Genomic DNA, 25774 nt, shown 5'->3' with positions numbered 1-25774 from the left:
GCTAACGATAGTTTATACCCGATCGGGTCCCGGTTGAAACAGGGAAAGGAAGGGTGCGGCATGGAGCTGTTTTTCTGCATCGCATGCGGGAAGTTAGGCTCGATCGGACAGGCTGCGGCGCTGTTCCGCACGGGGTATTACCGAATCCATTACCGTCTGGGCTGCTGTTCGGCATGCGCGGCCGCCGCGGATCGGGGGTCGGCCGATTCGGGCCAGCGGGATTGACCTTCGTTCGGCTGACCGGCCGAGCCGGCCAAGGATAGAAAAAGAAAGCCATGGGATTCCAAAATTGGTATAATGGACATCGTGGATTTCAATATGAAATTGGCGATGGAGGGAAACCCATGTCTTCGGCACCGATCGTCCGCCTGCAGAACGTGTCCAAACGAATCGGCGGCAGGACGATTATCGACCGCATTTCCTTGGAAGTGGGCTCCGGCGAAGTGTTCGGTTTCCTCGGGCCCAACGGATCAGGCAAAACGACGACCATCCGCATGATGGTCGGTTTAATGGGGCTGTCGGACGGCGACATCCGCATTGGCGGGCGCAGCATCCAAACGGAGTTTTCCGCGGCGGTCGCCCAGGTCGGCGCGATCGTGGAAAATCCCGAGATGTACAAGTTCCTAAGCGGATATCAGAATTTGCTGCACTTCGCGAGAATGTCGGGCGTCTCCCGGTCCCGCATCGACGAAGTCGTCGGACTCGTCGGCCTGGAAGGGCGCATCCACGACAAAGTGAAACGTTACTCGCTCGGCATGCGCCAGCGGCTGGGCGTCGCGCAAGCGGTCATGCACAGGCCTAAGCTGCTCGTCCTCGACGAGCCGACGAACGGGCTCGATCCCGCCGGGATTCGCGAACTGAGGGACTATTTGCGCAGGCTGGCCCGGGAAGAGGGCACGGCCGTGTTCGTGTCCAGCCACTTGCTCTCGGAGATGGAGCTCATGTGCGACCGGGTGGCCATATTGCAGAAGGGACAAATCATCGACATCCGATCCCTTCGCGCGGATTCGGATGGAGGAACCGCCGCGCAAGCGGCGGACGTGGTGTTCGACGTAGACCGCTCCGCTGCGGCATTAGACGCGCTCGGCGATATGGGCGCGGCGAGGAAGACGGACGAAGGGCTGGTCGTGCACGCGGATCCGAACACGGTGGCGGCCATCAACCGGAGGCTGGTGGAGGCCGGGATCCAAGTGTACGGAATCCGGCCGAAGACCAAATCGCTCGAAGACCAATTCCTCGAAGTGACGGGAAGTGAATCCATTGGCTAACTTTTGGGGGCTCATCCTGAACGAGAACATGAAAATCTACCGCCGCCTCCGGACCTGGATCATGTTCGCGTTCGTCGTCATCGTGCCGCTGGCCGTGTCCCCGATGCTCTATTATGCCGACCGCGGGGTCGGCGTGTTCGACAGTTGGTCGGTGACGGTCGTCGAAGGGGAAATCCTGTTTCTCCTCATTAACATATTCGCCGTCGTCATCGCCGCGGATTCGGTCGCCGGGGAATTCTCCCGGGGGACGATCAAATTGCTGCTCATCCGCCCGTGGAGCCGCTCGTCGATCCTGCTCTCGAAATACGCGGCCCTCTTTCTGTTCGCGCTCGCGCTGATGATTGCCGCCTTCGCCGTTTCGATGGCGATCAACCTGCCGTTGTTCGGGTCGATCGACGGGTCCAAAGCGCTGGCCTACTACGGTTTGCATGCCATCGCCCTCGTGTTCGTCGTCACGTTCGCTTTCATGCTCTCCGCCGCGCTCCGGAGCAACGGACTGGCCATCGGGCTTTCCATCTTCCTGCTGATGGCCAGCATCACGCGGTTGTTCGACGCGCTGTTCGGGCTTACCGACAAGGCTTGGGTGAAGTACGTCGGCTTTATGCACCTCAATCTCGTGAATTATCTCGAGGGCGGCGCCGGTCCGATTCCGAACCAGGAGACGACGCTCGGCTTTTCCGTGGCCGTCGTCGCCGTATACGTCGTCGTTTTCAATCTCGTGACGTGGACCGTCTTCCGCAAGCGCGACGTGGCGGCCTAGACTGACCCTCCGCCAAGCAACGCGAAAAGGACTTCCAAGCCGCCGCCAAGCGCGCTCGGAAGTCCTTTTTGTTACGCGGGTACGGTTCGTTAATGCGGAGAACTTAATCTCCCGTCAAAGAACGATCTTCCGCCCAGTCCGTGTTCAGCACGTGGTTCGATCCCGTCGTCAGCCGGATCCATCCCTTGACGACGTATCGGCTGCCTCGGTTGCCAGATTTGACGGGTTTGGCGTTTCGCACGTAATCGCCTTGATTGTAGCTGCCGGAAGTCGGCTTGGCGGACGCGTACGTCGTTTTCAAGCCGCCTTGCACGAGGAGGTCGGCTTCCAAAGTAGCGGGCTTCAGCTCGAGCGGCCGGTACATCAAATGGCGCGAATCGGTATGGGGGGCGGTAATGGATTTCGTCGGATACAGTTCGAGCGCGTCGACGGCGAACCATTCGTCTCCGTTGGCCGCTTGCGCATTGGTCCCGTACAGGTTGATTCGGATATCGTTCAGGCTTCGGAATCCGGACAACGCTTGAACGGAAGCCAGATCGATCGGCACGATGAACGACATCCACTTGCCCAGCATTTTGCTCACGCCGTATTCGCCGCTGAACGCCGGGACGTAATCGAACGGATCGTACGATTTGAGGCTGCCGTCCTGCACCCTGTACCGGACGGTGACCTGGATGCGGAACGAGTCGAGCGTGCTTCCGAGCAGCACCGGAATTTTCGCGGACAAGGTGTTCGTCGGCAAGTACGTCGGGCTGATCGCGAAAGTCAGTCCGGCATAATTCCGATTGCGGACCAGATTGCAGCGGATGGCCTTGTTCCCGCTGAGATAGTCGGACGTATACGGGCTGAGCGTGCTGGTCGCGCCGTTCGGCTGGATCGTGATTTCGCCCCTGCGATCCAGCGGGAACGCGCCCGTGCTGCCCGTCGGGACGTTCAGATCCGAGAAGTCGGTTACGAACCAAGGCGCGCTGGATTGGCGGTTTCTGCCCGTGATTTCGATCGCCTCGATCTCCGAGTGGCTCGTCGTGCCGAAGTTCTGCTGGAAGGCGGGAAGGTTGGCCATTTGGACGTTGCTCGTGACGGTCAGGGGAGCGGGCGTCATGTGTTCGGCGAGCCCGGTAATGTTCAGGGACTTCACGCGGTCGAAGATGACGGGGTGCGGATAATGGAGCGAGCCGCCGACGATATTGACCGCTACGATATCGTCCCCGGAGTCCGTACCGGCCGCGATGTGCCCGGCGGGATTATTTTCGAAGTAGACGCCGAACAGATTGACGTCATGCGCGTACCGGATTTTCATCCCGAGGCCGTTGCCTTCGATCGTGCCGCCGTGGAAATTGATCGTGCTGTTTTCTTCCCCTCTGAGGATGTCGATCCCCGTATCGTTCAGACTGCTGAGAAACGTATGGAAATTGAGCGCATTCCCGTGGACTTTGAGCCCCGTGGCGCAATTTTGCGTGTTGCAGGAGAGAAAATCGTTATTCCAACCGGCGTCATGGTGGATCCCCGTGTAAAGTCCGTACGCTTTGATCCGTTCGAATCTTCCGTAAGTGACCGCATTCCATCTGGCATCGCCGGATGCCGCGGTATTGTAGCGCCCGAGCAGAAGCCCGATTCCTTTTCGGTCCGAGCTCTCGATGGAAAAATCCTTCAACACCGGGTGGGAACACAGCTCCATTCGAATCAGCGGCTTCGTTTGGTCCGACGGGGAGAAGCGGAACATGCTCACGCCGATCCCTTTTCCGATGATCGTGATGTTGTTGACCGATACCGCATTCAGAATCGTGTCCGAAACGCGGTACGTTGCGGCTCCGAGATAAAGCGGCACCTTCGCGGCCAGCGCGTCGGCGACCGCCTTTTTGACGGCCGCGGTATCGTCCCTCCCCGTTCCGGCCCCGTAGGAATCCAAATCGATGCCGTCCGGATTCAAACTCATCTTCATTCCTCCCTTTCTTGTTGATTGATCTCTCTCTTCAAATACTCTATTCATTTCGTCAGAGAGGGGGAACCGCGTCTCTCGCTATCGAAACGCCCGAATAAATCGAGGGAATCCCCTTGACACGATACAAATTGTATCGTATCGTTAGAGACGAAAAAGTTACACTATGTATCAATGTAACGTTGGTGACGCCTGCTGAACCATTATCACCGCGGGCACTCGGCCATGCTGTGGGTATTCCACTGCCTTAGACGTGAATCGTCGGTGGTGTGGCGTGAGGGGGGGTTGAATGCCCCGTTTTATTTTCATTTTACGGGAAAATTGACCTTTGCCCCTCTGACGGAGAGTCAGATAGGCGAAGATCAATTTTATCCCAATCGAAGAACAGGGTGATCCGGTTGAAGAAAGTACGAAAAGCCATCATTCCGGCAGCCGGTCTCGGCACTCGTTTTTTGCCGGCGACCAAAGCGATGCCGAAAGAAATGCTGCCGATCGTCGACAAGCCGACGATCCAGTACATCGTGGAGGAAGCGATCGACTCCGGCATCGAGGACATCATCATCGTAACGGGCAAAGGAAAACGGGCGATCGAAGACCATTTCGATATTTCGCACGAACTGGAACGGAATTTGCTAATGAAAGAAAAATACGCGCTGCTGAGCGAAGTGCGCAAGCCATCCCAAGTCGACATTCACTATATCCGCCAGAAGGAGCCCAAAGGGCTCGGCCACGCCGTCTGGTGCGCGCGGAACTTTATCGGCGACGAGCCTTTCGCGGTGCTGCTCGGCGACGACGTCGTGCGCTCCGAAGTCCCTTGCCTGAGGCAGTTGACCGCGCAATACGAAGCGCTCGGCCGTTCGGTCATCGGGGTCCAGAAAGTTCCGCTGAGGGAAACGGCGCGTTACGGCATCGTCGATCCCATTTCGGCGAACGGACGCTTGTACGAGGTCAACCGATTCGTCGAAAAACCTCCGCTGGGACATGCGCCGTCCGATTTGGCGATTATGGGACGTTATGTGCTGAACCCGGCGATCTTCGGTTTTCTGGCGGATCAGGAAGCCGGAGCGGGCGGGGAGATTCAACTCACCGACGCCATTCAAAGGCTGAACGAGAGGGAAGGCGTCTACGCCTACCATTTCGAAGGGACCCGGTTCGACGTGGGGGAAAAATTGGGGTATATCTTAACGACGATCGACTTCGCGCTGCACAACGAAGAATTGAAGGGCCCGCTCTTGGAAGCGTTGCGGCAGATGATGGAACCCCATCGCGCCGAGCTCGATTTGCTCGCCTTGGGAGACCGGACCCGATGAAAATCGTCGAGCTGTTGAATCGCGCTTACGGAGATCGGCTTCCGTTGCTTCCGGATGACCGCGATTATGCGGCCGCCCTGGAGGAGACCGCGCAGCAGTACATCGCCGGACAAGTCTATGAAGAATTGAAGGCACAGGGCCGGCTGAAGGACGTGCCTGCTTTTTTCCTGGCTTCGCTGATCGAGCTTCGGAACGCGCAGTCGGTTTTGAACCTCGTGCTCAAGGCGGAGGGGGACCGCGTCGTTGCCGCGCTGGACGACCGCGGAATCCCGGCCATGGTGCTCAAGGGAGCCCGGCTGTCCGAAAGGCTGTACGGAAACGCCGGCGTCCGCAGCACCTCCGACATCGATTTGCTGGTGAAGCCCGAGGATTTGCTTGCCGCCGGGGAAATCGTCCGCGCCTTGGGATACGAGAGCTTGCCGCCCGATCGGAAAAGCCCCTATCATACGGAGTTCACGATGCCGATGCCTGCCGGCGGCTTGGATTTCCATGTGGAGCTGCACTGGCATCTGGTCAAACCCGATTTTTTCCGGTTGGACTGCCTTCCGCTATGGGAACGCGCAACCCGCGTCGCTCCTTATGGGAGGGTGTACGAGCTTTCCGCTGCCGATCTGTTCTACACGCTTTGCTTGCATGGAGCCAAACACGGGATGTCCTCGCTCAAGCATGTACTCGACATCGTCGCCGCGCTCCGGCGTTATCCGGACGAAATCGAGTTCGAACCGCTGCTGGCGAGGGCGCAAGCGGAGGATACCTACGGCATGGTCGTGATGTGCTTATCCGTCGTTTACCGGCTGTTCCCCCTGCTGCACCGAAGGAAATTTTTCGGGTCTTGCAGAAACTGGTTTCCGTGGAACCAGCGTTTGGCATGGAAGCGGGTGGAAGGGTATGCGCCTTTCCGCGGCGGTTTCGCTTATTACGTGCAGCGGACGATCTTCGAGCTCGCCAAATACGACCGCAACCGATATCGGGCCAGGTATTTGCGAGAGCTGGCATTCCAAAAATAGGATGATAATGAAAATATTTTAATTTTCCGTATTGACAACGATACAAAACGTATCATAGAATGGGTCTCAGAAAAGCGAGGTGATAATCATGAAAGCTTATACGGCACCGCAAGTCATCGTCCATCAAGCCGTCGTATTCGAGCGGCACTCGAAGCCTTCCGGCAGAAAGCCGCCGAAACCCCCGAAGCCGCCGAAGTGGCCTCCGGGCAGACATTGATCCTCTTCCGCGGCTGGCCGCGGACGCGGAATGAATCGTAATTCCTAAGCGGAGAAAGAAAGAGGCGACTCTTTCTTTCTCTTTTTATTTCCCGGAGGGAGAGCAAACGAGATGATTGAAGCGCTGCGGTTAATAGGAGACAACCTCATCCGGTTCCGGTTGTCCGGACCCGAAGCGGAGCGGTATTTGGCCATGACGATCGGCAGTCGCCCGGTGCCGCCGGCCGTTCGCCGTGCGCCGGATTACACGATCGCCGTAAGTTCCGGATACGGCCATCCGCTGGAGATCGCGGAAGACGCGGAAGTTCCGGTTGCGTTCGAGGAGACGCCGCGGGGACTGACTTTCACGAGGGCGGATTACCGCTTGGCGATCAGCGCGGACCGCAGGGAAGCGGACATCGGCTTCTGCGACTATTTCTCGCTCCGCACGGCGCTCCTGAATTGGCTCAGCACGGTTTTGACGGAACGGCGGTGGGGCCTCATCGTCCATTCCTCTTGCGTGGTGAACGACGGGGAAGCGCATTTGTTCACCGGATATTCCGGGGCGGGCAAATCGACCGTCGCCGCGCTGTCCCGGCCGAGACCGCTGCTCGCGGACGAATCTTCGATCCTGCAAGTCCCCGAGGTCGGCCGGATCCTGGTGCACGATTCGCCGTTCCGCAACGATTTTCCGGAGCCGGCGGGGGTGAGCCCGGTACCGCTGCGCGCCGTCTATTTGCTCGAGCAGTCGACCTCCGTCGGGAAGCGCCGCCTTCGCGGAAGCGAAGCGATGTTGGCATTGTTCGATAAAATCGTGCATTGGAAATACGACAACCGCTTGTCGGCCGGGCTCGTGCGGCAATGCAAAACGCTTGTCGAACGGGTGCCCGTGTACGTGCTGGAATTCCAAAAAAACGATCGGTTTTGGGAGGTCATCTCATGAGCGGAAGCTACTCGCGCCACGGTGCCGTCGAAATGCTGGACATGGAAGGCGAGGCGATCCTGCTGAACCAGGAAACGTTCACGGTAACCAAGCTGAACGAAACCGGAGGGTTCGTGTGGCAATCGTTGACGGAACCTCTGACGTTCGAGGATCTGGCGGAGCGGTTATCGAACGAGTTCCGGACGGGCCGCGAAGCCGTGGACGCGGATTTGCGGCATTTTCTGGAGCAATTGACCGAGATCGGGCTGATCCGCCGTGAGGAATGAAACGCTTCGCACGCTGCAAGCCGTCATGCAGCGCAAACAGGAAGTCGTTTTGCGGGCGCGCGGATACAGTATGTATCCATATATTTTGCCCGAAGATATTTGCGTGTTCCGCCCCCTCTACGCCGGACTGAAAATCGGGCAAGTCGGACTCGTCGTCGGCGAGAGCGGCATCGTGTACTCGCACCGGCTGCATCGGATCGATCGCGTCGGGTCGGGCATTCAATACGTGTTTCGCGGGGATACGAACGGGTACTTCGACAAACCCGTCTACCGGTCGCAAATCGTCGGCGTACTCAGCGAGCTGAGAAGAGAAGAGAAGACGATCCGCGAGTCGGCGGCGCTGCGGAAATGTTGGTCCTATATCGCGGCGCGCGGCCGGCTGGCTTTGCTCCCGTTCGCGGGGGCGGCGAGACGGAAGGAAGTCCGAGCCGGAGGCGCGGCGCCTGGAAGGTGGGAGCTGTATGGCATCGGCGGTTCGGGCGGAACGTTCGATTCCTGAACGGGAAACCGTTCTGTTCCGGTTGGACACGGACGCGTCCGAGTCGGGACGGTGGGAGAGCCGATCCGTCGTGCTCACCCCGCAGGCGCTGGAAGTCAGGAAATCGGATGGGGAAACCGTGCTGCGCCTGGCCGTCCGCGACTTGGCCGGGACGGCCGTGCGGGAAACGGGAGGCGGCGCGTGGATCGAGGCGTTAACCTTGGACGGACAACCGGTTCGCCTCGGTTTTTGCAAATTGTCCGGCATCCGGGCGATGCAGGCGTTCGACGCGCAAGTCCGCGCGTTTCTTGACGGAGGGCCGCCTCCGGAGTCCCGGGATCGCGCGGAAGCCGGCTCGGCTTCGCGGGCGGAAGATCACGAACGGGCGGAAGAGCCGGTCCGGTTGTCCTGGTCCGACCGGCTGCGCGTTCTCGTCCACTTGGCACGATTCGTTGCGCCATACAAGCGGCAAATGCTCGGATTATGCGGGATTTTGCTGATCGCGGCGGCGCTGGAGGCCGTTTCTCCCTATTTGATGAAGCCGATTATCGACGGAGGGGTGCTGTCGTCCTCCCCCGCCGCGTTCGCGGGCCTGATCGGCCTGCTCGTCGCCGCCTACGTGCTCGAAGCCGTGTTCCAGGTGTGGCGGGGGAAACTCGGCATCCGACTCGGCAGTTTGCTGGTCGGGCGAATCCGCGAGGACATGTTCGGCAAGCTGATGGATTTGCCCATCCGGTACTACGAACGGAGAAAAACGGCGCCGTTCATCAGCCGGATCCAGCACGACGCGGAATTCGTGCAGGAGTTCCTGGCCCTCGGCATGACGCAGCTGTTTGCCCAGTTTATCCTTTCGTGCGCCGTTCTCGCCATGATGTTCTTCCTCGACTGGCGGCTTACGCTCTTCATGCTGGTGCTGGCGCCGGTGTGCCTGGCGGTCGTCTTGGCGCTGTGGCCCAAGCTCCGATCGCTGCGGAATCGCAAATGGAACGCGGAATACGACCTGCAGCAGTACATATCCGAAGCGCTGCAGGGCGTCCGGGTCATCAAGGCTTTTCATCGCGGGGAAACGGAGAAAACCCGGTTCCGGACCTTGAACGGGATCGCCGTCGGCCGGATGAAGGAACAGGCCGTCTGGTCCCAGTGGATGCATTCGGGGATGGGCTTGGCTCTGTCCCTCGGCATCGCCCTGGCGTGGTTCGTCGGGGGGCAGCGCGTGATCGACGGGGACGCGACGCTCGGCTCCGTCGTCGCGTTTACGGCTTACTTCTCGATGTTTCTCGGCCACTTGGAATCGAACGCCAGGGCGATGGGATGGACGAATGCCGCGCTGGCCGCGGCGGACAGGATCCTGGATTTGCTGCAGGCGGAGCCGGAATCGGAGGAAGACGGCGTCTCGGTCCGGCTCCCGCAGGCGAGGGGAGAAATTACGGTCGAAGACGTGCGGTTCGGATACGAACAAGGCCGCGAGGTGTTGCGGAACGTCTCCTTGCAGATCCGTCCGGGCGAAAAGATCGGCATCGTCGGCCGGTCCGGCGCCGGAAAATCGACGCTGATCCATCTGCTGTGCCGATTCTACGATCCGGACGCCGGGCGGATCTGCCTGGACGGCATCGATCTTCGCCGCCTCGCGAAAGAAGATTTGCGGCGGCACGTCGGCATCGTGTTCCAGGAGACGTACCTATTCGACGGCACGGTCGCGGAGAACATCGGGTACGGGCTGCCGGACGCCGCGCCGGAGCGGATCGTGCAGGCGGCCGTTCAAGCCCGGGCCCACGATTTCATTTCCCGGCTGCCCTACGGGTACGACACGATGGTCGGCGAACGGGGCGTGCAGCTGTCCGGCGGGGAGAAGCAGCGGATTTCGATCGCCCGGACGCTGCTGCTGAATCCGTCCGTGCTCATTTTGGACGAAGCGACTTCGTCGGTCGACACGGAAACGGAGTCGGAGATCCAGGAAGCGCTGGAGCGGCTGAGCGAAGGACGCACGACGGTCGCGATCGCCCATCGGCTGTCCGCGCTGCGCCGCGTCGACCGGATTTTCGTTCTGGACGGCGGAACGCTGGCGGAGACGGGCACGCATGAGCAATTGTCCGGACGGGACGGCGTATATCTCCGGCTGCTCCGTTCGCAGGAGTCCGGCCGTCCGGCGATGGAGGGAGCGCGATGACGGAAAACGGCGGATTGCCATGGATCGAAACGCGTTCGGTTCGGTTCGAGAGGGACGGGCAAGGATACTTGATTGCCGAGTGGCTTGGACGGAGGGAAAGGGTGACGGCGAGCCGGCTCTTTCCGCTTACGCATCCGGACGGCTATATCGCCGTTCAGGATTCGTCCGGCCGCCCGCTCGGCGTGCTGCGTTCGCTCGAAGGAATGGAGGCGGGCAGCCGGACGGCGGTCGAACGGGAAGCGGGCTTCCGTCCGTTTCTCCCCCGGATCGTCAGCATTCGGCGCATTCGGCGCCGCTTCGGCCATTGGCACTGGGACGTGCTGACCGACGCCGGACCGATGCGGATCCGCACCGGTCCGTTCTATGAGTCGATCGCGAAGCTGGAAGGCGGTCTCCGGCTCGTAACGGACGTGACGGACCAGAAATACGGGCTGCCCGCGGAGTCCGAATGGGATGCCCGCAGCCGCAAGATGCTCGCGAAATGGCTGTAATCCACACGGTAGAAAAGAGGTTGGACATGGACTTCAAACAGGTCGCCCGGATCCTGAGATCCAAGTGGCGTTTCGTCTTCATCGCGACGCTTCTCTTGACGTCCCTCGCCGGCGCTTACAGTTACCTGTACGCTCAACCGATCTACGAAGCTTCGGCCAAGCTCATCCTGACGAACGGGCAAGCGGACGAAACGGGACTCAGCTACAACCAGCTCATGGCCAACGGCATGTTGATCCAGACTTACGGCGAGATCGTCCGCACGCCCAGGCTCATGGAGAAAGTCGTGGAGAATCACCCGGAACTGCACGCCACGGCGGACGAATTGGCGGCGCTCGTGACGACGAAAACGACGAATAACCAAATCATGTCCATCGTCGTGCAGGACGGTTCCTACGACTGGGCGGCGGCCGTCGCCAACGCCGTAGCCGGCGTGGTGCTGACGGAAATCCCCGAAATCATCAAGGTGAACCATCTGTTCCTGCTCGACCAGGCGGCGGCCGCCCCGCATCCCGAGCCGATCAACACGAAGCCGGAAATCAAGACGGCGATCGCCTTCGTGTTGTCGGTCGTGTTCTCGGCCGGGATCGTCCTCTTGCGGCATTATTTGGACGACCGCGTCCGCTCGGCGCAGGAGCTGGAAACCAGGCTGGGGCTCAGGGCGCTGGCGGCGCTGCCCCGGGTCAAGCGATCCGAAGCCTATCCGCTGATCCGGAACGTCCCGGAGGAAAAAACGGGCGAAAAAGCATTCGTCACCGTGAGTACTTGAAAATGGAGGGATTACGAAAGATGCGCGTCCTGGTGACCGGCTCGGCGGGATTCATCGGCTATCATTTGACGGAACGGCTGCTGATGAAAGGATACACCGTCGTCGGAATCGATAACCTGAACCCTTATTACGACGTGGAATTGAAATACGCCCGGCTGAATCGTCTGCTTGGGCACGAACGGTTCCGGTTCGTTCCTTGTTCGTTGGAAGAGCGGGAGCGGCTTACGGAATTGTTCGAGGAAAACGGGTTTTCGGCCGTCGTCCATCTCGCGGCGCAGGCGGGCGTACGGTATAGCCTGGAGAAGCCGCAAGCGTACATCGACTCCAACGTCACCGGTTTCCTGAACGTGCTGGAAGCGTGCCGGTCCCACCGGATCCCTCATCTGCTGTTCGCCTCGTCGAGCTCGGTGTACGGTGCCAACCGCAAGGTGCCGTATTCGGTCCAAGACCCGGCCGATCACCCGGTCAGCCTGTACGCCGCGACCAAGAAAGCGAACGAGATGATGGCGCACGCTTACAGCCACATCTACCGGCTGCCCGTGACCGGACTCCGTTTCTTTACCGTATACGGACCGTGGGGTCGTCCCGACATGGCTTACTACTCGTTCACGCGGGCGATTCTCGAAGACCGGCCAATCACGGTGTTCAACGGCGGGGACATGTGGCGCGACTTTACATACGTGGATGACGTCGTGACCGCCATCGAGCTGCTGCTGCCCGATGCCCCGGTTGCCGACGAGGGATGGAACGGGCTGATTCCGTCGCCGGAGAGCAGCAACGCGCCTTACCGGCTCTATAACATCGGCAATCACCGCCCGGTGAAGCTGGCCGACATGATCGGGCTGCTGGAGGAATTGCTGGGCAAGAAGGCGCGGATCGAGTATCGCCCGATGCATCCGGGCGACGTGGAGATCACCTGCGCGGACATGGGGCCGCTCGAAGAACGTTTCGGGTTCGCGCCGCAGACGCGACTGGAAGACGGCCTGCGCCGCTTCGTCGATTGGTACGGGGAATTTCACGGATCGGGAAGGCAGCTGGCGGGGGTGCCCGCCGGGTCTTCTTTCGCGGAACGGAAGGGAGAGGGCCAATGAAAGTGCTGGTGACGGGCGGAGCCGGCTTTATCGGTTCCAGCGTGGTCGAAGCCTTGATCGAAGCCGGTCATGAAACGGTCGTCCTGGACAATTTGTCCGTGGGCAGACGGGAATACGTGCATCCGCAGGCGATCTTCCTGGAAGCGGACATCGGGAGCGCGGCGACGGCCCTCGCCCTCGAAACGCACCGTCCGGATACCGTCATCCATCTGGCGGCGAACATCCAGGTGCAGAAATCGCTGCAATACCCGATGTTCGACGCGGCGAACAACATCAACGGGACGATCCATTTGCTGGAATGCTGCCGGAACGCGGGCGTGCGGAAAATCGTGTACGCCTCGTCCGCCGCGGTGTACGGCGAGCCCCAGTATTTGGGGATCGACGAGATCCACCGCACGCGGCCCATCTCGTTCTACGGCATCTCGAAGTTCACGCCGGAAATGTATATTCGTTGCTATTCCGAACTGTACGGGATCGAGCATACGATTTTGCGTTATTCCAACGTCTACGGCATCCGACAGAGCGCGGAAGGAGAGGGGGGCGTCATCTCGGTGTTCGTCGACCGGATGATCCGGGGAGAACGGCCGGTCATTTACGGGGACGGCCTCCAGACCCGGGATTTCGTATACGTCGAGGACGTCGCCCGGGCCAACCTGCATGCCCTGACCTCGGGAGACGGGGAGACGCTGAACATCGGCACGGGACGGCCGACGAACCTGCTCGAGCTCTACGAGCTCGCGGCCGGCTTTTGCGGGTTCGACAAACCCCCGGTATTCAAACCCGCCCGGGCCGGGGATATCGCCCACAGCTTTTTCAACTTCCGGCGGGCCCGGGAAGCGTTGGGCTGGAACCCGCGCGTTTCGCTGGAAGAAGGCTTGTCGCGGACCGTGGAATACGCCCGCGGCAAGCTGACCAGCCAAGTGGCCCTGTGAAGGCGCGAATACCGTGAGGGTTTGACGTCCGTCAAACTCCCGTTTACAGGAGGCAACGACGTGAAAAAAATCGCGATGTTCGGAACCGGGTACGTAGGTCTCGTGAACGGGGCCTGTCTGGCCCATATCGGCCACTCCGTCCTGTGCTGCGATATCGACGACCGGAAGATCGGGACGCTGAATGCCGGACGGATTCCGATTTACGAACCGGGGCTGGATTTAATCGTCCGCAGCGCCGTCACGGAAGGGAAATTGGCTTTTACTTCGGACCTGGCCGCGGCGGTCGAACGGTCCGACCTGCTCTTTATCGCCGTCGGGACGCCGATGGGGCATGACGGGGCGGCGGATTTGCGCTACGTGCAGGCGGTGGCGGAATTCATCGGGCGCCATCTGCGGACGCCGAAAACCGTCGTCGTCAAAAGCACCGTGCCGGTCGGCACGAGCCGCAAGGTGGAACGGTGGATCGCCGGCCAGATGGCCGATCCTTCGGTCCGATTCGACGTCGCGTCCAACCCGGAATTCCTGCGGGAAGGATCCGCGGTTTCGGATTTCCTGAACATGGAACGGTGCATCGTGGGAGCGGACCGGGAGGAGACGATCGAGGAAGTCGCTTCGTGCTTCGCTCCGCTGGACGTGCCGATTCACCGGACCGGCCGGGAAAGCGCGGAAATGATCAAATACGCCGCGAACGCGTTCCTGGCCACGAAAATTTCGTTCATCAACGCCATCGCCAACCTGTGCGAACGGATGGGGGCGGACGTGGAAGACGTGGCGGAAGGCATCGGGTCGGACAGCCGGATCGGCCGTTCGTTCCTGAAAGCCGGCATCGGCTACGGCGGTTCGTGCTTCCCGAAGGATACGCACGCGCTGCGCTGGATGGCCGAGAACGCCGGATACGCCTTTCCGCTCCTGGAAGCCGTCATCCGCACGAACCGCGAGCAGAAGTTCGTCCTGCTGGGCAAACTCGCCGAAGCGGTCGGGTCCCTGCAGGGAACCAAGATCGGGGTCCTCGGCTTGGCTTTCAAGCCGAACACGGACGACATGCGGGAGGCGCCGTCCTTGGACATCGTGCCCGCCCTGCTTGGCGGAGGGGCGGAGGTCCGCGTATACGACCCGGTCGCGATGGAGGAAGCGAGAAAGGCGTTCGGAGAGGAAGTGACGTACGCTTCCGACCCTTACGAAGCGATCGCGGGATGCGATGCATGCCTGATCCTGACGGAATGGCCGCAATTTCTCGAGCTCGACCTGGACCGCGTCCGCGAGCTGCTGAAACGGCCGATCCTGCTGGACGGACGCAACTGTTTCCCCCCGGAGCGGATGCGCCGGCATTTCCTGACTTACTACTCCGTGGGCCGGGAGCCCGTCGTATTCGAGCCGTCCGAACAATACGCCTGACTTCAGGAAGGCGAAAGGATGCTGGTGCCAATGGAAGGCCGATCGAAATACGTGAAGGAAATATTCGCGCTTCGAAGTCTGGCTTGTTTGGGCATCGCGCTATACAATACGCTGTCGACTTCCCTGTCCCATTTTTCCGTGGAAGACAGCAGCGTCCGGGCCGAAGTGCTGTATGCCCTCCAGCTGTTGCTGATGTATGCCACGCCGACGTTCGTTTTCATCTCCGAGTTTTTGCTGGCCAAGTCATACGGGGCTCAAGTACCGAACGGTTTTTACCGGAAGCGCGCGAAATACATCCTGACCCCTTACCTTTCCGTCGCCGTTCTCTATGCCTTGGTTGATACGTTTCGTAACGTTCCGTCTCCGACGTTCGCGGATTACGCATACGAGCTGGCCAAAAAAGTGCTGTTGGCCGACTTTTTCGGTTATTTCCTGATCGTGATTTTCCAATTTTATATCCTGCATGCCTTGTTCGCGAAATACGTGTACGGCAGGATCCCGGCCGTTTACGCCATTGCGGCGGCCGTGGCCGTAAACGTGCTCTACCTCGCGCCCTTTAACCTGATCGACCTCGCGTCCGCTCTCGGGATCAGCGAATACATCGTGCGATTCTTGAACAAAGTTCCTTTCGTCGCGTGGATCTCCTACTTCACCGTCGCGTTCTACTGCGGGAAAAACGCCGAGCGGGTGACGGCCTTCGCGAGACGAAACAGTATGCGGATCCTTGGCGCGACGATCGCGATCGCCGCCTCGATGCTGTGGCTGTATCGGGCCGAGGTGATTCCGGAGGTCTATTCCAAGCGGTTCGACGTCATGTTCTATACGTTCGGGATGCTGTTCTGCCTGATGGCATGGGCGAATCGCCGGCAAGAGATCCCGCGGCTTCTCATGCGGATCAGCCAATATTCGTTCGGCATCTTCCTGACTTCGCGATTCGTGCTTGCCGCCCTCGATTACGCGCTGCCCGTTTACGCTTCGGAAGCCTATTTCTGGCTGTTCACGGTCGCGTGTTTCGTCTTGGCGGTATGTGGATCCGCGGCGATCTCCCATTTCCTGAACAAGTTCAAGTACGGCGCCCTGATCGTGGGCAAAATCGGCATCGGGCCTTCCCCGCGGGGGCGGAAGAACGTCGTGCTGCCCCTCGCGGAGAAGGTGCCCGAAGGCCGATCGCAAGTATGACACGGGAAGTGAACGCGAATGGATTTCAAGCAAATCGTCCGGCTGCTTCGGGCGAAATCGGCCTGGATCGTCCTGGCGGTTCTGATCGGCACGGTCGCCAGCGCGGCATACAGCCTGTATCTCATCGATCCCGTATACGAAGCGTCCGCGGAGCTGCTCGCGACGGCCGAGGTCCCGGACGGGGAAATCGACTACAATTCGCTGATGGCCAGCGGGATGCTGCTCCAAACGTACCGCGACATCGTGGAAACGCCGCGGCTCATGAACGAAGTCGTCGTCTCCCATCCGGAGCTGAATCTCTCCGCCGCCGAGCTGCTCGGGGGCGTCGCGACCGCGTCGACGGGCAATCAGATCATGACCATCGTCGTGCGGGGTTCCTCATACGGGCAAGCCGCGCGGACCGCCAACGCCGTGGCGGAGACGCTGGTCCGGGAAATTCCCGCGATTTTGAAGTCGAACCGTCTGATCCTGCTCAATCCCGCGCGGGAAACGGAGGATGTCGGGCCCGTCAAACCGAGTCACACGGTGAACGCGGGGATCGGTTTCGTGTTCTCCTTGCTGCTCAGCGCCGCGTGGTTTCTGCTGCGGGAGCATCTGCGGGAGGATTTCCGCTCGGCGGCGGAGGTCGAGCGGTTTACGGGAGTAACCGTGCTCGGCGTCGTCCCGAGGTCCAAAAAGCGTTGCGCCTATCCGGCGATCCGGTCGGCAAACGAAAAGAAAGCGGGGGAACGGCTCGATGTGGCCATGGAGTCCTAAACAAACGAAAATCAAAACCGCCTCGCCGGTATACGAAAGCTGCTGGAAAATCCGGACCCGGCTGGAGCCCATATTGTCCGGCGGGAAGGGATACGTGCTCACCGTCACTTCCGCCGGCCATGGCGAGGGCAAGTCGATGACCGCGGCCAACTTGGCCTGCACGTATGCCCAGCAAGACAAAGACGTGCTGCTCGTCGACGCGAATTTCCGGAATCCGACCCTCCACAAGCTGTTCGGCGTTTCCAACCGAAGCGGGTTATCCAACCTGGCGGAGGAGCGATATGACGTCAGCGAGATCGTGCGATGCTCCAAGGTGCCCCGCCTGGGCTTGATCACGTCGGGACCGGGAGGGATCGACCCGATCGAACTGCTCACCTCCTCGAAGCTTTCCGCCTTTCTGAATGAAATCCGCAACGACTACGACATGGTGCTCATCGATGCTCCCGCCGCTCTGGAATGGTCGGATGCGCACATGCTGGCCTCCTTGAGCGACGGCGTTCTGCTCGTCGTCAAAGAAGGCCGAACGAAGCGGGAGCACGTCCTGAAGCTGAAAGCCGCCTTGCAGGAAGTCGGCGCGGAGATCGTCGGCGCTGTTTTCCATTACGCCCATCGGCGCAAAGCTTCCGTCGGTTAAGCGAACCCGGGTCCGGTCGAACGCGATGAACCAATTGATGGGCTTGAAGAGCGGGAAGCTTGGTTTCCTGAAAGGCGATTTTCTGAAAAACGTATCGTTGATGATGTCGGGCACGATCGTCGCCCAACTGATCACCGTGCTGACGGCCCCCGTATTGACCCGGTTATACGAGGCCGACGCGCTGGGCGTGTATTCGATGTACGTCTCGATCATCAGCGTCTGGTCCGTCGCGGCGGCTTTCCGTTATGAACTGGCCATCGTGCTGCCGCGGGACGAACGGGACGGGGACGGGCTGTTCCTGTTGTCCAGCCTGTCCGTTCTGCTGATGAGCGCGATCTGTTGCGCGGTCGTGTTCGCCGCCGGGCCGGCCGTCTCGGAGCGGATGGGCGTGCCCGAGCTGACGCCGTGGCTCGCTTGGATTCCTTGCTCCCTGCTGGCGATGGGCCTTTATCAGAACCTCAATTATTGGAGCACCCGCAACGCCCGGTTCAAGCGGCTGTCGCTGTCGCAAGCCGTCCGCTCCGTCGCCGTGTCCGCCATGCAGCTCGCCGCGGGATTTTTCGGCATCGGAACCGTTGGATTGATCGGTGGACATTTTGCCGGCCAATCCGCCGCCTCCGCCGTACTGGGCTTGCAAGGCTGGCGGGAATGCGGAAGCCGGTTGAAGCGGGCGATGTCGTGGCGCCATTTGCGGTCGCTTGCGCGGCAATACGCGGAGTTTCCGCTGTACAGCACCCCGCAGGCGCTGCTGAACGCCTTGTCGCAAAATTTGCCCGTGTTCATGCTGGCGATCTTCTATGACACGCGGGTCGTGGCTTTCTATGCCATTTCCATCCGGCTGCTGCAACTACCGGTCACGCTCGTGTCGCAGTCGGTGCGGCAAGTGTTCCTTCAGCAGGCCAGCGAAGCGAAGCATGACGGGGACCGCGCGGTCCGCATGTTCCGCAAGCTCACGCTGACGCTGGCGATGCTGGCGGCGGTTCCGCTGATCGTCCTCACGGCGTTCGGACCTCCGCTGTTCCAGGCCGTGCTCGGCCCCGAATGGCACGAAGCCGGGCAATACGCGCGGTGGATGGCCGTCTGGCTGTTCTTCGCGTTCGTGAACCCGCCCGCGAACGTGCTGTCGACGGTGTTCGGCATGCAGCGCATGCTGCTCGCGTACGAATGCGCGCTGCTCGCTTTCCGATTCGGCGCTTTGTATGTCGGCGGCCTTTACTTGAATCCGCTTGGATGCGTCGCGGTTTACAGTATCGTCGGGGCCGTTTTCAATCTCTTCTTGATCCTGGGCGTGCAAAGCTCGGTGAGGAAAAAGGCGAGGATGGCCGTCTAGCGGATCGATCCGAAGAACCGCAACGTTTGGAGGGACTTAGGTGCCAATGAACGTGCTCAAACAAAAACTTTATCGGACGCAGTTGAACAACCAGGGCAACACGATGCGGAATTTGGCGTTGCTCAGCCGCTGGCAATGGCTGGACGAACGCCGGATGGCCGCCATGCAGCGCCAAAGGCTGTCCGACTTGCTGATTCATGCGTACCACTACGTGCCGTTCTACCGGCAGCGGCTTGAGGAGGCGGGCGTATGCGACGGATTCTCCGTGAATTTGGACCGCTTCGGCCGTTTGGCCCTGCTGGACAAAGCCGATATCCGCGACCGCTTGGACGAAATGAAATCCGCCGACTTGGAAGAACGCCGGTGGTATTTCAATACTTCGGGCGGTTCGACGGGGGACCCCGTTCGGTTCATCCAGGACAAAGAGTACGCCGATTGGACCGCCGCCGTGAAGCTGCTGGACGACAGCTGGTCGGGCCGCCGGATGGGGGACCGCCAAATCCGCCTGTGGGGATCCGAAAGGGACTTGCTCGTCGGCAGGGAAAGCTTGAAGACCTATGTCGGGAGATGGGTCAAAAACGAAATCCACCTGAACGCGTTCCGGATGACGGAGACGCAGATGGACCGGTATTTGCGGACGATCGACGATTTCAAACCGGTGCAGATTTTGGCGTACGCCGACAGCATCGACCAGCTGGCTCAGCATGCCGAGCGGACCGGGACGCCGGCGCACCGTCCGCGGGCGATCATGACTTCGGCCGGCACGCTGTTCCGTCCCATGCGGGAGCGGATCGAGCGGACGTTCGGCTGTCCCGTCTTCGACCGTTACGGCTCCCGCGAAGTCGGGGATATCGCTTGCGAATGCGACCATCACGAAGGCTTGCACGTTTCGGTGCCGACGCATTACGTCGAGATTCTCGGTCCGGGCGGCCGCCCGGCCGCGCCCGGCGAAACCGGGGAAATCGTCGTCACGCTCCTGACGAACTACGCGATGCCGATCATCCGTTACCGCATCGGAGACCTGGGGGCTTGGGCGGAGGGCAAATGCCCCTGCGGCCGGTCCTACCCCCTGATCGGGCAGTTGGCCGGCCGGGTTACGGATACGTTCGTTACGCGGTCCGGCACGCGCGTGCACGGGGAATATTTCACCCATTTGTTCTACTTCCAGGACTGGGTGAAACAGTTCCAGGTCATCCAGGAAGATTACGCCCGCATCCGGGTCGTCTGGGTTCCGGGCGATCGCGCGGATGGCCGGGCGAAACCCGGGGAGCGCGCGATCTCCGATATCGCGGGGAAAATCCGGCTCGTCATGGGAGGGGATTGCCAGGTGATCTTCGAGGAGAGGGACGACATTCCGCCGAGCCCTTCCGGCAAATTCCGGTACACGCTGTCCCGGGTGGCCGAAGCCCATTTCGCGGGGGAGAACGCGGGGACATGACGCACGCTGCCAACCGGATGGCGCTGACCGAATGGTGCGCGGCCTTGTACGTCTGCTCGATTCTGTTGTTCTCGTTTCGCGGCGGACTGACGATCGTCACGCAGGCATGCGGCTTTCTGTTCATCGCCGCGTTCCTCTACGAGGTCATGTTCCGGGCGCCGCGTTTCGCCTTTTCCGTGCCTTTGCCGCTGGGCTGTTTCTTCGCGTTCATGCTTTATTCGTTCCTGAGCCTGATCGAGACGAACGAAAGCCTGAGCATGATCGTCACGCTGCTGCTTCTGTTCGTCAGTTCGCTGTTCATGGTGAACCTGATCCTGCACGCGGGCCATGTCCGCTATTTGACGTACGGATTCGTCGCTTCTTTGCTGATCGCGACCTACCAGGTGTGGAAAGAGCTCGGAGGTTTTACGGTCAAGAACGGCTGGGACCGGATCAGTTCCTTCGCGGGCAATGCCAACGTGTTCGCGATCGCGTTATTCATCGGCATCATTTTGTGCGCGGAGCAGTTGGCCAACAAGGAAACGGGGGGCTCCCGCAGCCTTGCCTTCCGGGCCGTCTCCAAAAGCCTGTATTTGCTGCTCATCTTGCTGTTCGCTTATGAAATCCTGTTTTTGGCCGGTTCCCGCAAAGCGATGATCGGCTTGTTCCTGTTCGGCTTTTTCTATTTCCTGAGGATGCTCGTCAAAGTGAAGTTTCTCGCGAAATTCGCCATCCTGGCCGCCGGCGCCGGCGTGTTGGCGGGATTGTACGCGATGATGCGGCAATCGGTGTTCTTCGAACGATTCAGCCGCGCCTTGGATATGCTGACGGGCTCGAACGTCGTCGAAGGCAGCCTCAACGAGCGGGCGGACATGATCGGCACGGGGCTGGCTTTATGGGAACGGAAGCCTTGGTTCGGCTGGGGGACGGATCAGTTCCGGTACTTGTCCGGCTACCAAACCTACTCGCACAACAATTACGTCGAGCTGCTCAGCAATAACGGATTGGTCGGCCTGATCCTCTACTATTCGATGATGGTGACGCTGCTAGGGGCCGGATTGCGCTTGCTGCTGGGCGGCAACGACAGGCAGAAACACTACGGCTGGCTGAACGTATCGGTCGTGTTGATCCTGATTTTCTGGGATTTCGCGCTCGTCTCGTATTACAGCAAGCTGCAATGGTTCACGCTGTCCGTGTTGATCGGCCTCACTTATCACGCGTACCGATTGCCGGGTACGGATCGTGAACCGGCCGCCGCGAAGCAACGGAAGAAGGAGACGGAAAGACATGCGAACCAAGCTGATGCTCTTGACCCCGACCATGAACGGGGGCGGAGCGCAACGGGTGCTGGTCAATCTCTTGCATTCGTTCGACCGCGGGCGGATTGACCCCGTGCTCGTCGCCGCCAGCCTTACGGGTCCCCTGGCCGGACAACTGCCCGCGGACGCCGAAGCCGAGGACTTGGGCGTCGCGAGAGTCCGCCACGTGATGCCGAAGCTGCTCGGCGCCATCAACCGAAGGCGGCCGGACGTCATCCTGTCGACGTTCGAGCGGATGAATTTCGCGCTGCTCGCGGCCAGGCCGTTCTTCCGCCGCCGCGCGAAACTCGTCATCCGGGAAGTCAACCTGCCCTCCAAGACGGTCGCCTTGCTCCCTCCTTCCCGGCAGCGCTTGTACCGGATGCTCTACCGGAAGCTGTATCCGCGGGCGGATCGGATCATCGCCCAATCGGAGCGCATGAAAGAGGAGATCGTCGCGTATACGGGCGTCCGTCCCGAGAAGGTGGTGACGATCCACAACCCGATCGACGCCAGGGCGATCGCGGAACTCGCCGGGGAGAGGAACCCGTTCCCGGAAGGGCCCGGCAAACATGTCGCGGCGGTCGGCAGGCTGGAGTTTCAGAAAGGCTTCGACCTTCTGATCCGCGCTTTCCGGGCGTTCCTGGAGCGCGAACCGGAGTCCCATTTACATTTGCTGGGAGAAGGAAGCTTGCGGGAGGAGCTGTCGCGGCTGGCCGTCTCGCTCGGCATCGGCGAACGCGTCCATTTTCCGGGATTCCGGAAAAATCCGTATCCTTACATGAAGCATGCCGATTTGTTCGTGCTCTCCTCCCGTTTCGAGGGATTTCCCAACGTGCTGCTGGAAGCGCTGGCTTGCGGCGCCAACATCGTGGCGGCGGATTGCCCCAGCGGGCCGCGGGAAATTTTGACCCGGCCGGAATACGGGCTGCTCGTTCCCGCGGGTTGTCCGGAGCGTTTGGCGGAGGGCATGCTGCTCGGGTGCGGCGGAACGCCCGGCAGGGAAGGTTTCGTCCGCGCGATGGATTACGACAGCTCCGTCATTACGGGCAAGTACGAAGAGGTGCTGATCGGATGAACGAAAACCAATCGGAGGCCAGGGATCCTCCCGATCCCGTTTATTGGAGGGAATCCGGATGAAACGAAAAACGACTGCGGCCATAGGGATCGTCCTGCTGTGCGCGATCGGCGCCGCCAGCCAAATCCCATACGGGGGCGGCGGAGGCAACGGCATGGCGTCCGTATCGGCGAGCAACGCGCTGATCGCCGCCGCTCCGAGTCAGAGTCCGAGCAAGCGGCTGACGGAATCGATCATCCAGCAGGCCATCGACCGGACCGTGCAAGCCGGCGGGGGAGACGTCACGATTCCGGCCGGCAAGTACTACGTGGAAAAGACGATCGTGGTGAAGCCGTCCGTCACGCTGCGGCTGAATTCCGGCGCGACGCTGATTCCGGTCCGCAACGTCAACGTGATCGAATTGCGAAGCAATTCCGCCGTATCGGGAGGCGTGATCTACGCCTACGGCAACGAAAACTTCGATAAGTCGGCGGTGTATTTGGACGGATCGGAAGGGTTTTCCGGCACGCTCAAGTCGGCGTCCATCTCCGACCTGAAGATCATCGGGCCCCCGGGCCGCGGCAACGGATTGTTCTTCTACGCGGCCAAGGAAGACGACCACGTCAGCTGGGTGCAAGTCACGAATCTGAACATCACCGGATTCGAAAAGTCGATTCACCTGAAAACCGAGGCCGTGCGGGAGCCGGACAAAATATGGATCAACGGCAACAACTTCTCCCAGATCCAGATCAAGGATTCGACATACGGAATCTACATCGACGGTCACCGCGATTTGCCTTACGAGATTTCCGGCAACCAGTTCACGAACGTGCAAATCCAGACGAACGACAACATGAAGCAAGCCATCTACGTGAAAGGAACGAAAAACATTTTCCAGGCGATGATCTGGGACTACCACCGGGGAACGGTAGCCGTCCGCTTCGACGAAGATTCCTACCGAAACCAGATCCAATCCAACGTCTCCTCGCGGGATCCCGCCTATCAGGATTTCGGGCGCAATAACCTGAACCTGTCCCCTGAAGACAACTGAACCGATCTCCCATGAAGAGCCGCAAAAGAACGATCGCCCGGAGGATTGCCGTATGGATGGGCGCGATGCTGATCTTGTCCCTGCTGTTCTTCTATTTTTTCGGAAGGTTTCTCGTCGTGAACGAGACGCCGCGCAAATCGGACGCCATCATTCTGCTCAGCGGCGGCGCCGGAAGGTTGGAGAAAGGCGTCGAACTCCTGAACGAGGGCTATGCGGGCCGGATGATCGTCACCAAGACCGACGGGCGCGGTCCGGGTGAAATCCGGATGCGCGCGATCCTGCGGGCCGGCGTGCCCGCCGATTCCGTCATTCCCGATTACGACGCGACCAGCACGTACACGAACGCCGTGAATTCCCGGCGGATCATGGAGCGCAACGGGTTCGCGTCCGCATTGGTCGTCTCCAGCACGTACCACATGCGCCGGGTCCAATACATATTCGATAAGGTGTACCGGGGATCCGGCATCCGGCTGACGTACGTCGCGGCGCCCAGCCCGAATTTCGATCCGGCGCGCTGGTGGAGCCGGAAAATTTACGTGAAATACGCTTTAACCGAGTATGCCAAATGGATCGGATACATGATCAAGTACTAACCGGCGCCGGATCGTGGCATGCTCGCAATACCGTGTAGAAATGGTCGGCGAGGTGGGGTTCGGATGAGTTTGTTGAAGAAGAGGGCTTGGGAACTGGAGCTTAGCGTGAGGGGACACACCCTGCAATATAAAAAGCAGCTCGAACAGTGGCAATGGCTGGATCGTTCGGAGGTGGAACGGCTTCAGCAAGCCAGGCTGGCGTCCCTGCTTAGCCATGCGTATGACAACGTTCCCTATTACCGCGAAGTGCTCGGCAGGGCCGGCGTCGTTCAGGACGGCGGCAACGTGCGGCTGGAACGGTTCCATGAGATTCCGTTGCTGGACAAAGATGCCGTGAGGGCGAATTTCGAAACGCTCAAATCGAACGATTTGCCGCTTCGTACCTGGAGCGTCCAATCATCCGGGGGATCGACGGGCATGCCGGTCGAGCTGATCCAAGATAAAGAATACCTGGATTGGAGCTATGCGATCAAAATCCTGGACGACGAATGGACCGGGCTGCCCATGGGGGAGAAACACGCTTTCGTCTGGGGATCCGTCAGGGATACGCTGGCCGGGAACGAGACGCTGCGCACCCAATTGGGCCGGTGGATCCGCAACGAAATCTGGCTGAATTCGTTCCGCATGACGCGGGAGCAGATGGAGCGCTTCGTGGACCGGCTGAACCGCTATAAGCCGGTTCAAGTGACCGCGTTCGCGGAGAACATCTACGATTTGGCCTGCTTTATCGAGGAAAAAGGACTGTCCGTCCACGCCCCCAAATCGATCCTGACGTCGGCCGGCGTGCTTTACCCCCACATGCGGCAGAAGATCGAGCGCGTGTTCCGCGCGCCCGTGTTCAACCGTTACGGCTCCCGGGAAGTCGGCAACATCGCGTGCGAGTGCGAACGGCACGAAGGGCTGCACGTGTCGGCCGGCACCCATTACGTGGAAATCGTGAAGGAGGACGGGACGCCCGCCGCGCCGGGCGAATACGGGGAAATCGCCATTACGCTGCTGACCAACTACGCGATGCCGCTCATCCGTTACCGGATCGGCGATCTGGGCACGATGTCGGGCGAGCCCTGCGCCTGCGGCAGGGGCCTTCCGGTATTGAAGGACCTGATCGGCCGGACGACCGACGTCTTCATCAACGCGAACGGGGATCGGATCGACGGGCGGATGTTCATCCGCCTGCTCATGCTCAAGCCGTTCATCCACAAATTCCAGGTCGTGCAGGAAGCGTACGACCAGGTGCGCATCGTCATCGTCCCCGTCGACAAAACCGACGATCATCGGACCCGGTATGCCCGCGACCTTGCCGAATTGGCCGAAGATACCCGGAAGATCATGGGAAGCGGCTGCGGCGTCGAGTTCGAATTCGTGGACGGGATCGAAGCGACGGCGTCGGGGAAGTACCGGTTCACCATCTCCAAGGTGCCCCGCAATTGATGATTGAGAGGAGGGGAAC

Annotated in this window: 26 protein-coding genes; 25 read left to right on the top strand and 1 reads right to left on the bottom strand. The window is 60.4% G+C overall.

The annotated features are described in order from the left end of the window. The first annotated feature begins 60 nt into the window (after positions 1-60). From PTZ19_RS09435 to PTZ19_RS09425, 3 genes are all read left to right on the top strand, one after another. Positions 61-225, top strand: coding sequence for a hypothetical protein (locus PTZ19_RS09435; protein ID WP_276353962.1), 165 nt, complete (start codon positions 61-63; stop codon positions 223-225). Between the two features lie 119 nt (positions 226-344). Then, entirely contained in the window at positions 345-1268 is a 924-nt protein-coding gene (locus PTZ19_RS09430; protein ID WP_276353961.1) for an ABC transporter ATP-binding protein, read from the top strand. Further along, complete coding sequence (locus PTZ19_RS09425; RefSeq protein WP_276353960.1) at positions 1261-2028, top strand: ABC transporter permease; 768 nt, start codon at positions 1261-1263, stop codon at positions 2026-2028. The genes PTZ19_RS09430 and PTZ19_RS09425 overlap by 8 nt, the downstream gene beginning before the upstream one ends. Positions 2029-2131: 103 nt before the next feature. Here PTZ19_RS09425 and PTZ19_RS09420 read toward each other — a convergent pair whose 3' ends face one another. Beyond that, on the bottom strand, positions 2132-3964 hold the full coding sequence (locus PTZ19_RS09420) for a hypothetical protein (protein WP_276353959.1): 1833 nt from the start codon (positions 3962-3964) through the stop codon (positions 2132-2134). A 401-nt stretch (positions 3965-4365) separates the two neighbouring features. Between PTZ19_RS09420 and galU the strand changes: the two genes are divergently transcribed. The 22 genes from galU to PTZ19_RS09310 all read left to right on the top strand — a co-directional run bounded on the left by galU (position 4366) and on the right by PTZ19_RS09310 (position 25755). Beyond that, on the top strand, positions 4366-5277 hold the full coding sequence (gene galU, locus PTZ19_RS09415) for a UTP--glucose-1-phosphate uridylyltransferase GalU (protein ID WP_276353958.1): 912 nt from the start codon (positions 4366-4368) through the stop codon (positions 5275-5277). Further along, entirely contained in the window at positions 5274-6284 is a 1011-nt protein-coding gene (locus tag PTZ19_RS09410; RefSeq protein ID WP_276353957.1) for a nucleotidyltransferase domain-containing protein, read from the top strand. The genes galU and PTZ19_RS09410 overlap by 4 nt, the downstream gene beginning before the upstream one ends. A gap of 88 nt (positions 6285-6372) precedes the next feature. Next, complete coding sequence (locus PTZ19_RS09405) at positions 6373-6501, top strand: hypothetical protein (RefSeq protein WP_276353956.1); 129 nt, start codon at positions 6373-6375, stop codon at positions 6499-6501. Between the two features lie 111 nt (positions 6502-6612). Further along, the gene (locus PTZ19_RS09400) at positions 6613-7422 is read left to right on the top strand and encodes a hypothetical protein (protein WP_276353955.1); all 810 of its coding nucleotides are present in this window, start codon (positions 6613-6615) and stop codon (positions 7420-7422) included. Then, on the top strand, positions 7419-7688 hold the full coding sequence (locus PTZ19_RS09395; RefSeq protein ID WP_276353954.1) for a PqqD family protein: 270 nt from the start codon (positions 7419-7421) through the stop codon (positions 7686-7688). Before PTZ19_RS09400 ends, PTZ19_RS09395 begins: the two co-directional genes overlap by 4 nt. Then, entirely contained in the window at positions 7678-8187 is a 510-nt protein-coding gene (locus PTZ19_RS09390) for a S24/S26 family peptidase (RefSeq protein ID WP_276353953.1), read from the top strand. The genes PTZ19_RS09395 and PTZ19_RS09390 overlap by 11 nt, the downstream gene beginning before the upstream one ends. Continuing rightward, complete coding sequence (locus tag PTZ19_RS09385; protein WP_276353952.1) at positions 8150-10333, top strand: ABC transporter ATP-binding protein; 2184 nt, start codon at positions 8150-8152, stop codon at positions 10331-10333. Before PTZ19_RS09390 ends, PTZ19_RS09385 begins: the two co-directional genes overlap by 38 nt. After that, positions 10330-10824 (top strand): DUF1854 domain-containing protein, encoded by a 495-nt coding sequence (locus PTZ19_RS09380; RefSeq protein WP_276353951.1) that lies wholly within the window; start codon positions 10330-10332, stop codon positions 10822-10824. The genes PTZ19_RS09385 and PTZ19_RS09380 overlap by 4 nt, the downstream gene beginning before the upstream one ends. A 26-nt stretch (positions 10825-10850) precedes the next feature. Continuing rightward, positions 10851-11591, top strand: a complete 741-nt coding sequence (locus PTZ19_RS09375) for a YveK family protein (protein WP_276353950.1) — start codon at positions 10851-10853, stop codon at positions 11589-11591. A gap of 20 nt (positions 11592-11611) precedes the next feature. Then, a complete protein-coding gene (locus tag PTZ19_RS09370; RefSeq protein ID WP_276353949.1) occupies positions 11612-12682 on the top strand; it encodes an NAD-dependent epimerase in 1071 nt (356 codons plus the stop codon). After that, complete coding sequence (locus PTZ19_RS09365; RefSeq protein WP_276353948.1) at positions 12679-13614, top strand: NAD-dependent epimerase/dehydratase family protein; 936 nt, start codon at positions 12679-12681, stop codon at positions 13612-13614. Before PTZ19_RS09370 ends, PTZ19_RS09365 begins: the two co-directional genes overlap by 4 nt. A gap of 60 nt (positions 13615-13674) precedes the next feature. Then, on the top strand, positions 13675-15009 hold the full coding sequence (locus tag PTZ19_RS09360; RefSeq protein ID WP_422614985.1) for a UDP-glucose dehydrogenase family protein: 1335 nt from the start codon (positions 13675-13677) through the stop codon (positions 15007-15009). 18 nt (positions 15010-15027) lie between these two features. Then, positions 15028-16188, top strand: coding sequence for an acyltransferase family protein (locus tag PTZ19_RS09355; RefSeq protein WP_276353947.1), 1161 nt, complete (start codon positions 15028-15030; stop codon positions 16186-16188). 18 nt (positions 16189-16206) lie between these two features. After that, positions 16207-16944 (top strand): YveK family protein, encoded by a 738-nt coding sequence (locus PTZ19_RS09350; protein ID WP_276353946.1) that lies wholly within the window; start codon positions 16207-16209, stop codon positions 16942-16944. Further along, positions 16925-17578 carry a CpsD/CapB family tyrosine-protein kinase gene (locus PTZ19_RS09345; RefSeq protein ID WP_276353944.1) on the top strand — a complete coding sequence of 218 codons (654 nt, stop codon included), beginning with the start codon at positions 16925-16927 and terminating at the stop codon, positions 17576-17578. The genes PTZ19_RS09350 and PTZ19_RS09345 overlap by 20 nt, the downstream gene beginning before the upstream one ends. A 25-nt stretch (positions 17579-17603) precedes the next feature. Continuing rightward, positions 17604-18908, top strand: coding sequence for a lipopolysaccharide biosynthesis protein (locus tag PTZ19_RS09340; protein ID WP_276353943.1), 1305 nt, complete (start codon positions 17604-17606; stop codon positions 18906-18908). A 46-nt stretch (positions 18909-18954) separates the two neighbouring features. Continuing rightward, positions 18955-20346, top strand: coding sequence for a phenylacetate--CoA ligase family protein (locus tag PTZ19_RS09335; protein ID WP_276353941.1), 1392 nt, complete (start codon positions 18955-18957; stop codon positions 20344-20346). Continuing rightward, the gene (locus PTZ19_RS09330; protein ID WP_276353940.1) at positions 20343-21713 is read left to right on the top strand and encodes an O-antigen ligase family protein; all 1371 of its coding nucleotides are present in this window, start codon (positions 20343-20345) and stop codon (positions 21711-21713) included. Before PTZ19_RS09335 ends, PTZ19_RS09330 begins: the two co-directional genes overlap by 4 nt. Continuing rightward, the gene (locus PTZ19_RS09325; RefSeq protein WP_276353939.1) at positions 21613-22701 is read left to right on the top strand and encodes a glycosyltransferase; all 1089 of its coding nucleotides are present in this window, start codon (positions 21613-21615) and stop codon (positions 22699-22701) included. The genes PTZ19_RS09330 and PTZ19_RS09325 overlap by 101 nt, the downstream gene beginning before the upstream one ends. 58 nt (positions 22702-22759) lie before the next feature. Beyond that, on the top strand, positions 22760-23731 hold the full coding sequence (locus tag PTZ19_RS09320) for a right-handed parallel beta-helix repeat-containing protein (RefSeq protein WP_276353937.1): 972 nt from the start codon (positions 22760-22762) through the stop codon (positions 23729-23731). A 56-nt stretch (positions 23732-23787) separates the two neighbouring features. After that, positions 23788-24324 carry a YdcF family protein gene (locus PTZ19_RS09315; protein WP_276353935.1) on the top strand — a complete coding sequence of 179 codons (537 nt, stop codon included), beginning with the start codon at positions 23788-23790 and terminating at the stop codon, positions 24322-24324. A 63-nt stretch (positions 24325-24387) separates the two neighbouring features. Next, positions 24388-25755 (top strand): phenylacetate--CoA ligase family protein, encoded by a 1368-nt coding sequence (locus PTZ19_RS09310; protein ID WP_276353933.1) that lies wholly within the window; start codon positions 24388-24390, stop codon positions 25753-25755. The last annotated feature ends 19 nt before the right edge of the window (positions 25756-25774 follow it).

It is taken from the genome of Cohnella caldifontis, assembly GCF_029360585.1.
Classification (GTDB): Bacteria; Bacillota; Bacilli; order Paenibacillales; family Paenibacillaceae; genus Cohnella; species Cohnella caldifontis.
The sequence above is the reverse complement of the archived record's forward strand: the minus strand, read 5'-3'. Positions and strand labels throughout refer to the sequence as shown.

Excerpts from the sequence above, each read along its gene's own strand:
- PTZ19_RS09405 (WP_276353956.1), top strand. The coding sequence starts at position 6,373 with ATGAAAGCTTATACGGCACCGCAAGTCATCGTCCATCAAGCCGTCGTA.
- PTZ19_RS09340 (WP_276353943.1), top strand. The coding sequence starts at position 17,604 with ATGAACCAATTGATGGGCTTGAAGAGCGGGAAGCTTGGTTTCCTGAAA.
- PTZ19_RS09420 (WP_276353959.1), bottom strand. The coding sequence starts at position 3,964 with ATGAGTTTGAATCCGGACGGCATCGATTTGGATTCCTACGGGGCCGGA.
- PTZ19_RS09320 (WP_276353937.1), top strand. The coding sequence starts at position 22,760 with ATGAAACGAAAAACGACTGCGGCCATAGGGATCGTCCTGCTGTGCGCG.
- PTZ19_RS09430 (WP_276353961.1), top strand. The coding sequence starts at position 345 with ATGTCTTCGGCACCGATCGTCCGCCTGCAGAACGTGTCCAAACGAATC.
- PTZ19_RS09380 (WP_276353951.1), top strand. The coding sequence starts at position 10,330 with ATGACGGAAAACGGCGGATTGCCATGGATCGAAACGCGTTCGGTTCGG.
- PTZ19_RS09355 (WP_276353947.1), top strand. The coding sequence starts at position 15,028 with ATGCTGGTGCCAATGGAAGGCCGATCGAAATACGTGAAGGAAATATTC.
- PTZ19_RS09310 (WP_276353933.1), top strand. The coding sequence starts at position 24,388 with ATGAGTTTGTTGAAGAAGAGGGCTTGGGAACTGGAGCTTAGCGTGAGG.
- PTZ19_RS09385 (WP_276353952.1), top strand. The coding sequence starts at position 8,150 with ATGGCATCGGCGGTTCGGGCGGAACGTTCGATTCCTGAACGGGAAACC.
- PTZ19_RS09395 (WP_276353954.1), top strand. The coding sequence starts at position 7,419 with ATGAGCGGAAGCTACTCGCGCCACGGTGCCGTCGAAATGCTGGACATG.
- PTZ19_RS09350 (WP_276353946.1), top strand. The coding sequence starts at position 16,207 with ATGGATTTCAAGCAAATCGTCCGGCTGCTTCGGGCGAAATCGGCCTGG.
- PTZ19_RS09400 (WP_276353955.1), top strand. The coding sequence starts at position 6,613 with ATGATTGAAGCGCTGCGGTTAATAGGAGACAACCTCATCCGGTTCCGG.
- PTZ19_RS09330 (WP_276353940.1), top strand. The coding sequence starts at position 20,343 with ATGACGCACGCTGCCAACCGGATGGCGCTGACCGAATGGTGCGCGGCC.
- PTZ19_RS09410 (WP_276353957.1), top strand. The coding sequence starts at position 5,274 with ATGAAAATCGTCGAGCTGTTGAATCGCGCTTACGGAGATCGGCTTCCG.
- PTZ19_RS09365 (WP_276353948.1), top strand. The coding sequence starts at position 12,679 with ATGAAAGTGCTGGTGACGGGCGGAGCCGGCTTTATCGGTTCCAGCGTG.
- PTZ19_RS09335 (WP_276353941.1), top strand. The coding sequence starts at position 18,955 with ATGAACGTGCTCAAACAAAAACTTTATCGGACGCAGTTGAACAACCAG.
- PTZ19_RS09375 (WP_276353950.1), top strand. The coding sequence starts at position 10,851 with ATGGACTTCAAACAGGTCGCCCGGATCCTGAGATCCAAGTGGCGTTTC.
- PTZ19_RS09370 (WP_276353949.1), top strand. The coding sequence starts at position 11,612 with ATGCGCGTCCTGGTGACCGGCTCGGCGGGATTCATCGGCTATCATTTG.
- PTZ19_RS09315 (WP_276353935.1), top strand. The coding sequence starts at position 23,788 with ATGGGCGCGATGCTGATCTTGTCCCTGCTGTTCTTCTATTTTTTCGGA.
- PTZ19_RS09345 (WP_276353944.1), top strand. The coding sequence starts at position 16,925 with ATGTGGCCATGGAGTCCTAAACAAACGAAAATCAAAACCGCCTCGCCG.
- PTZ19_RS09435 (WP_276353962.1), top strand. The coding sequence starts at position 61 with ATGGAGCTGTTTTTCTGCATCGCATGCGGGAAGTTAGGCTCGATCGGA.
- PTZ19_RS09325 (WP_276353939.1), top strand. The coding sequence starts at position 21,613 with ATGCGAACCAAGCTGATGCTCTTGACCCCGACCATGAACGGGGGCGGA.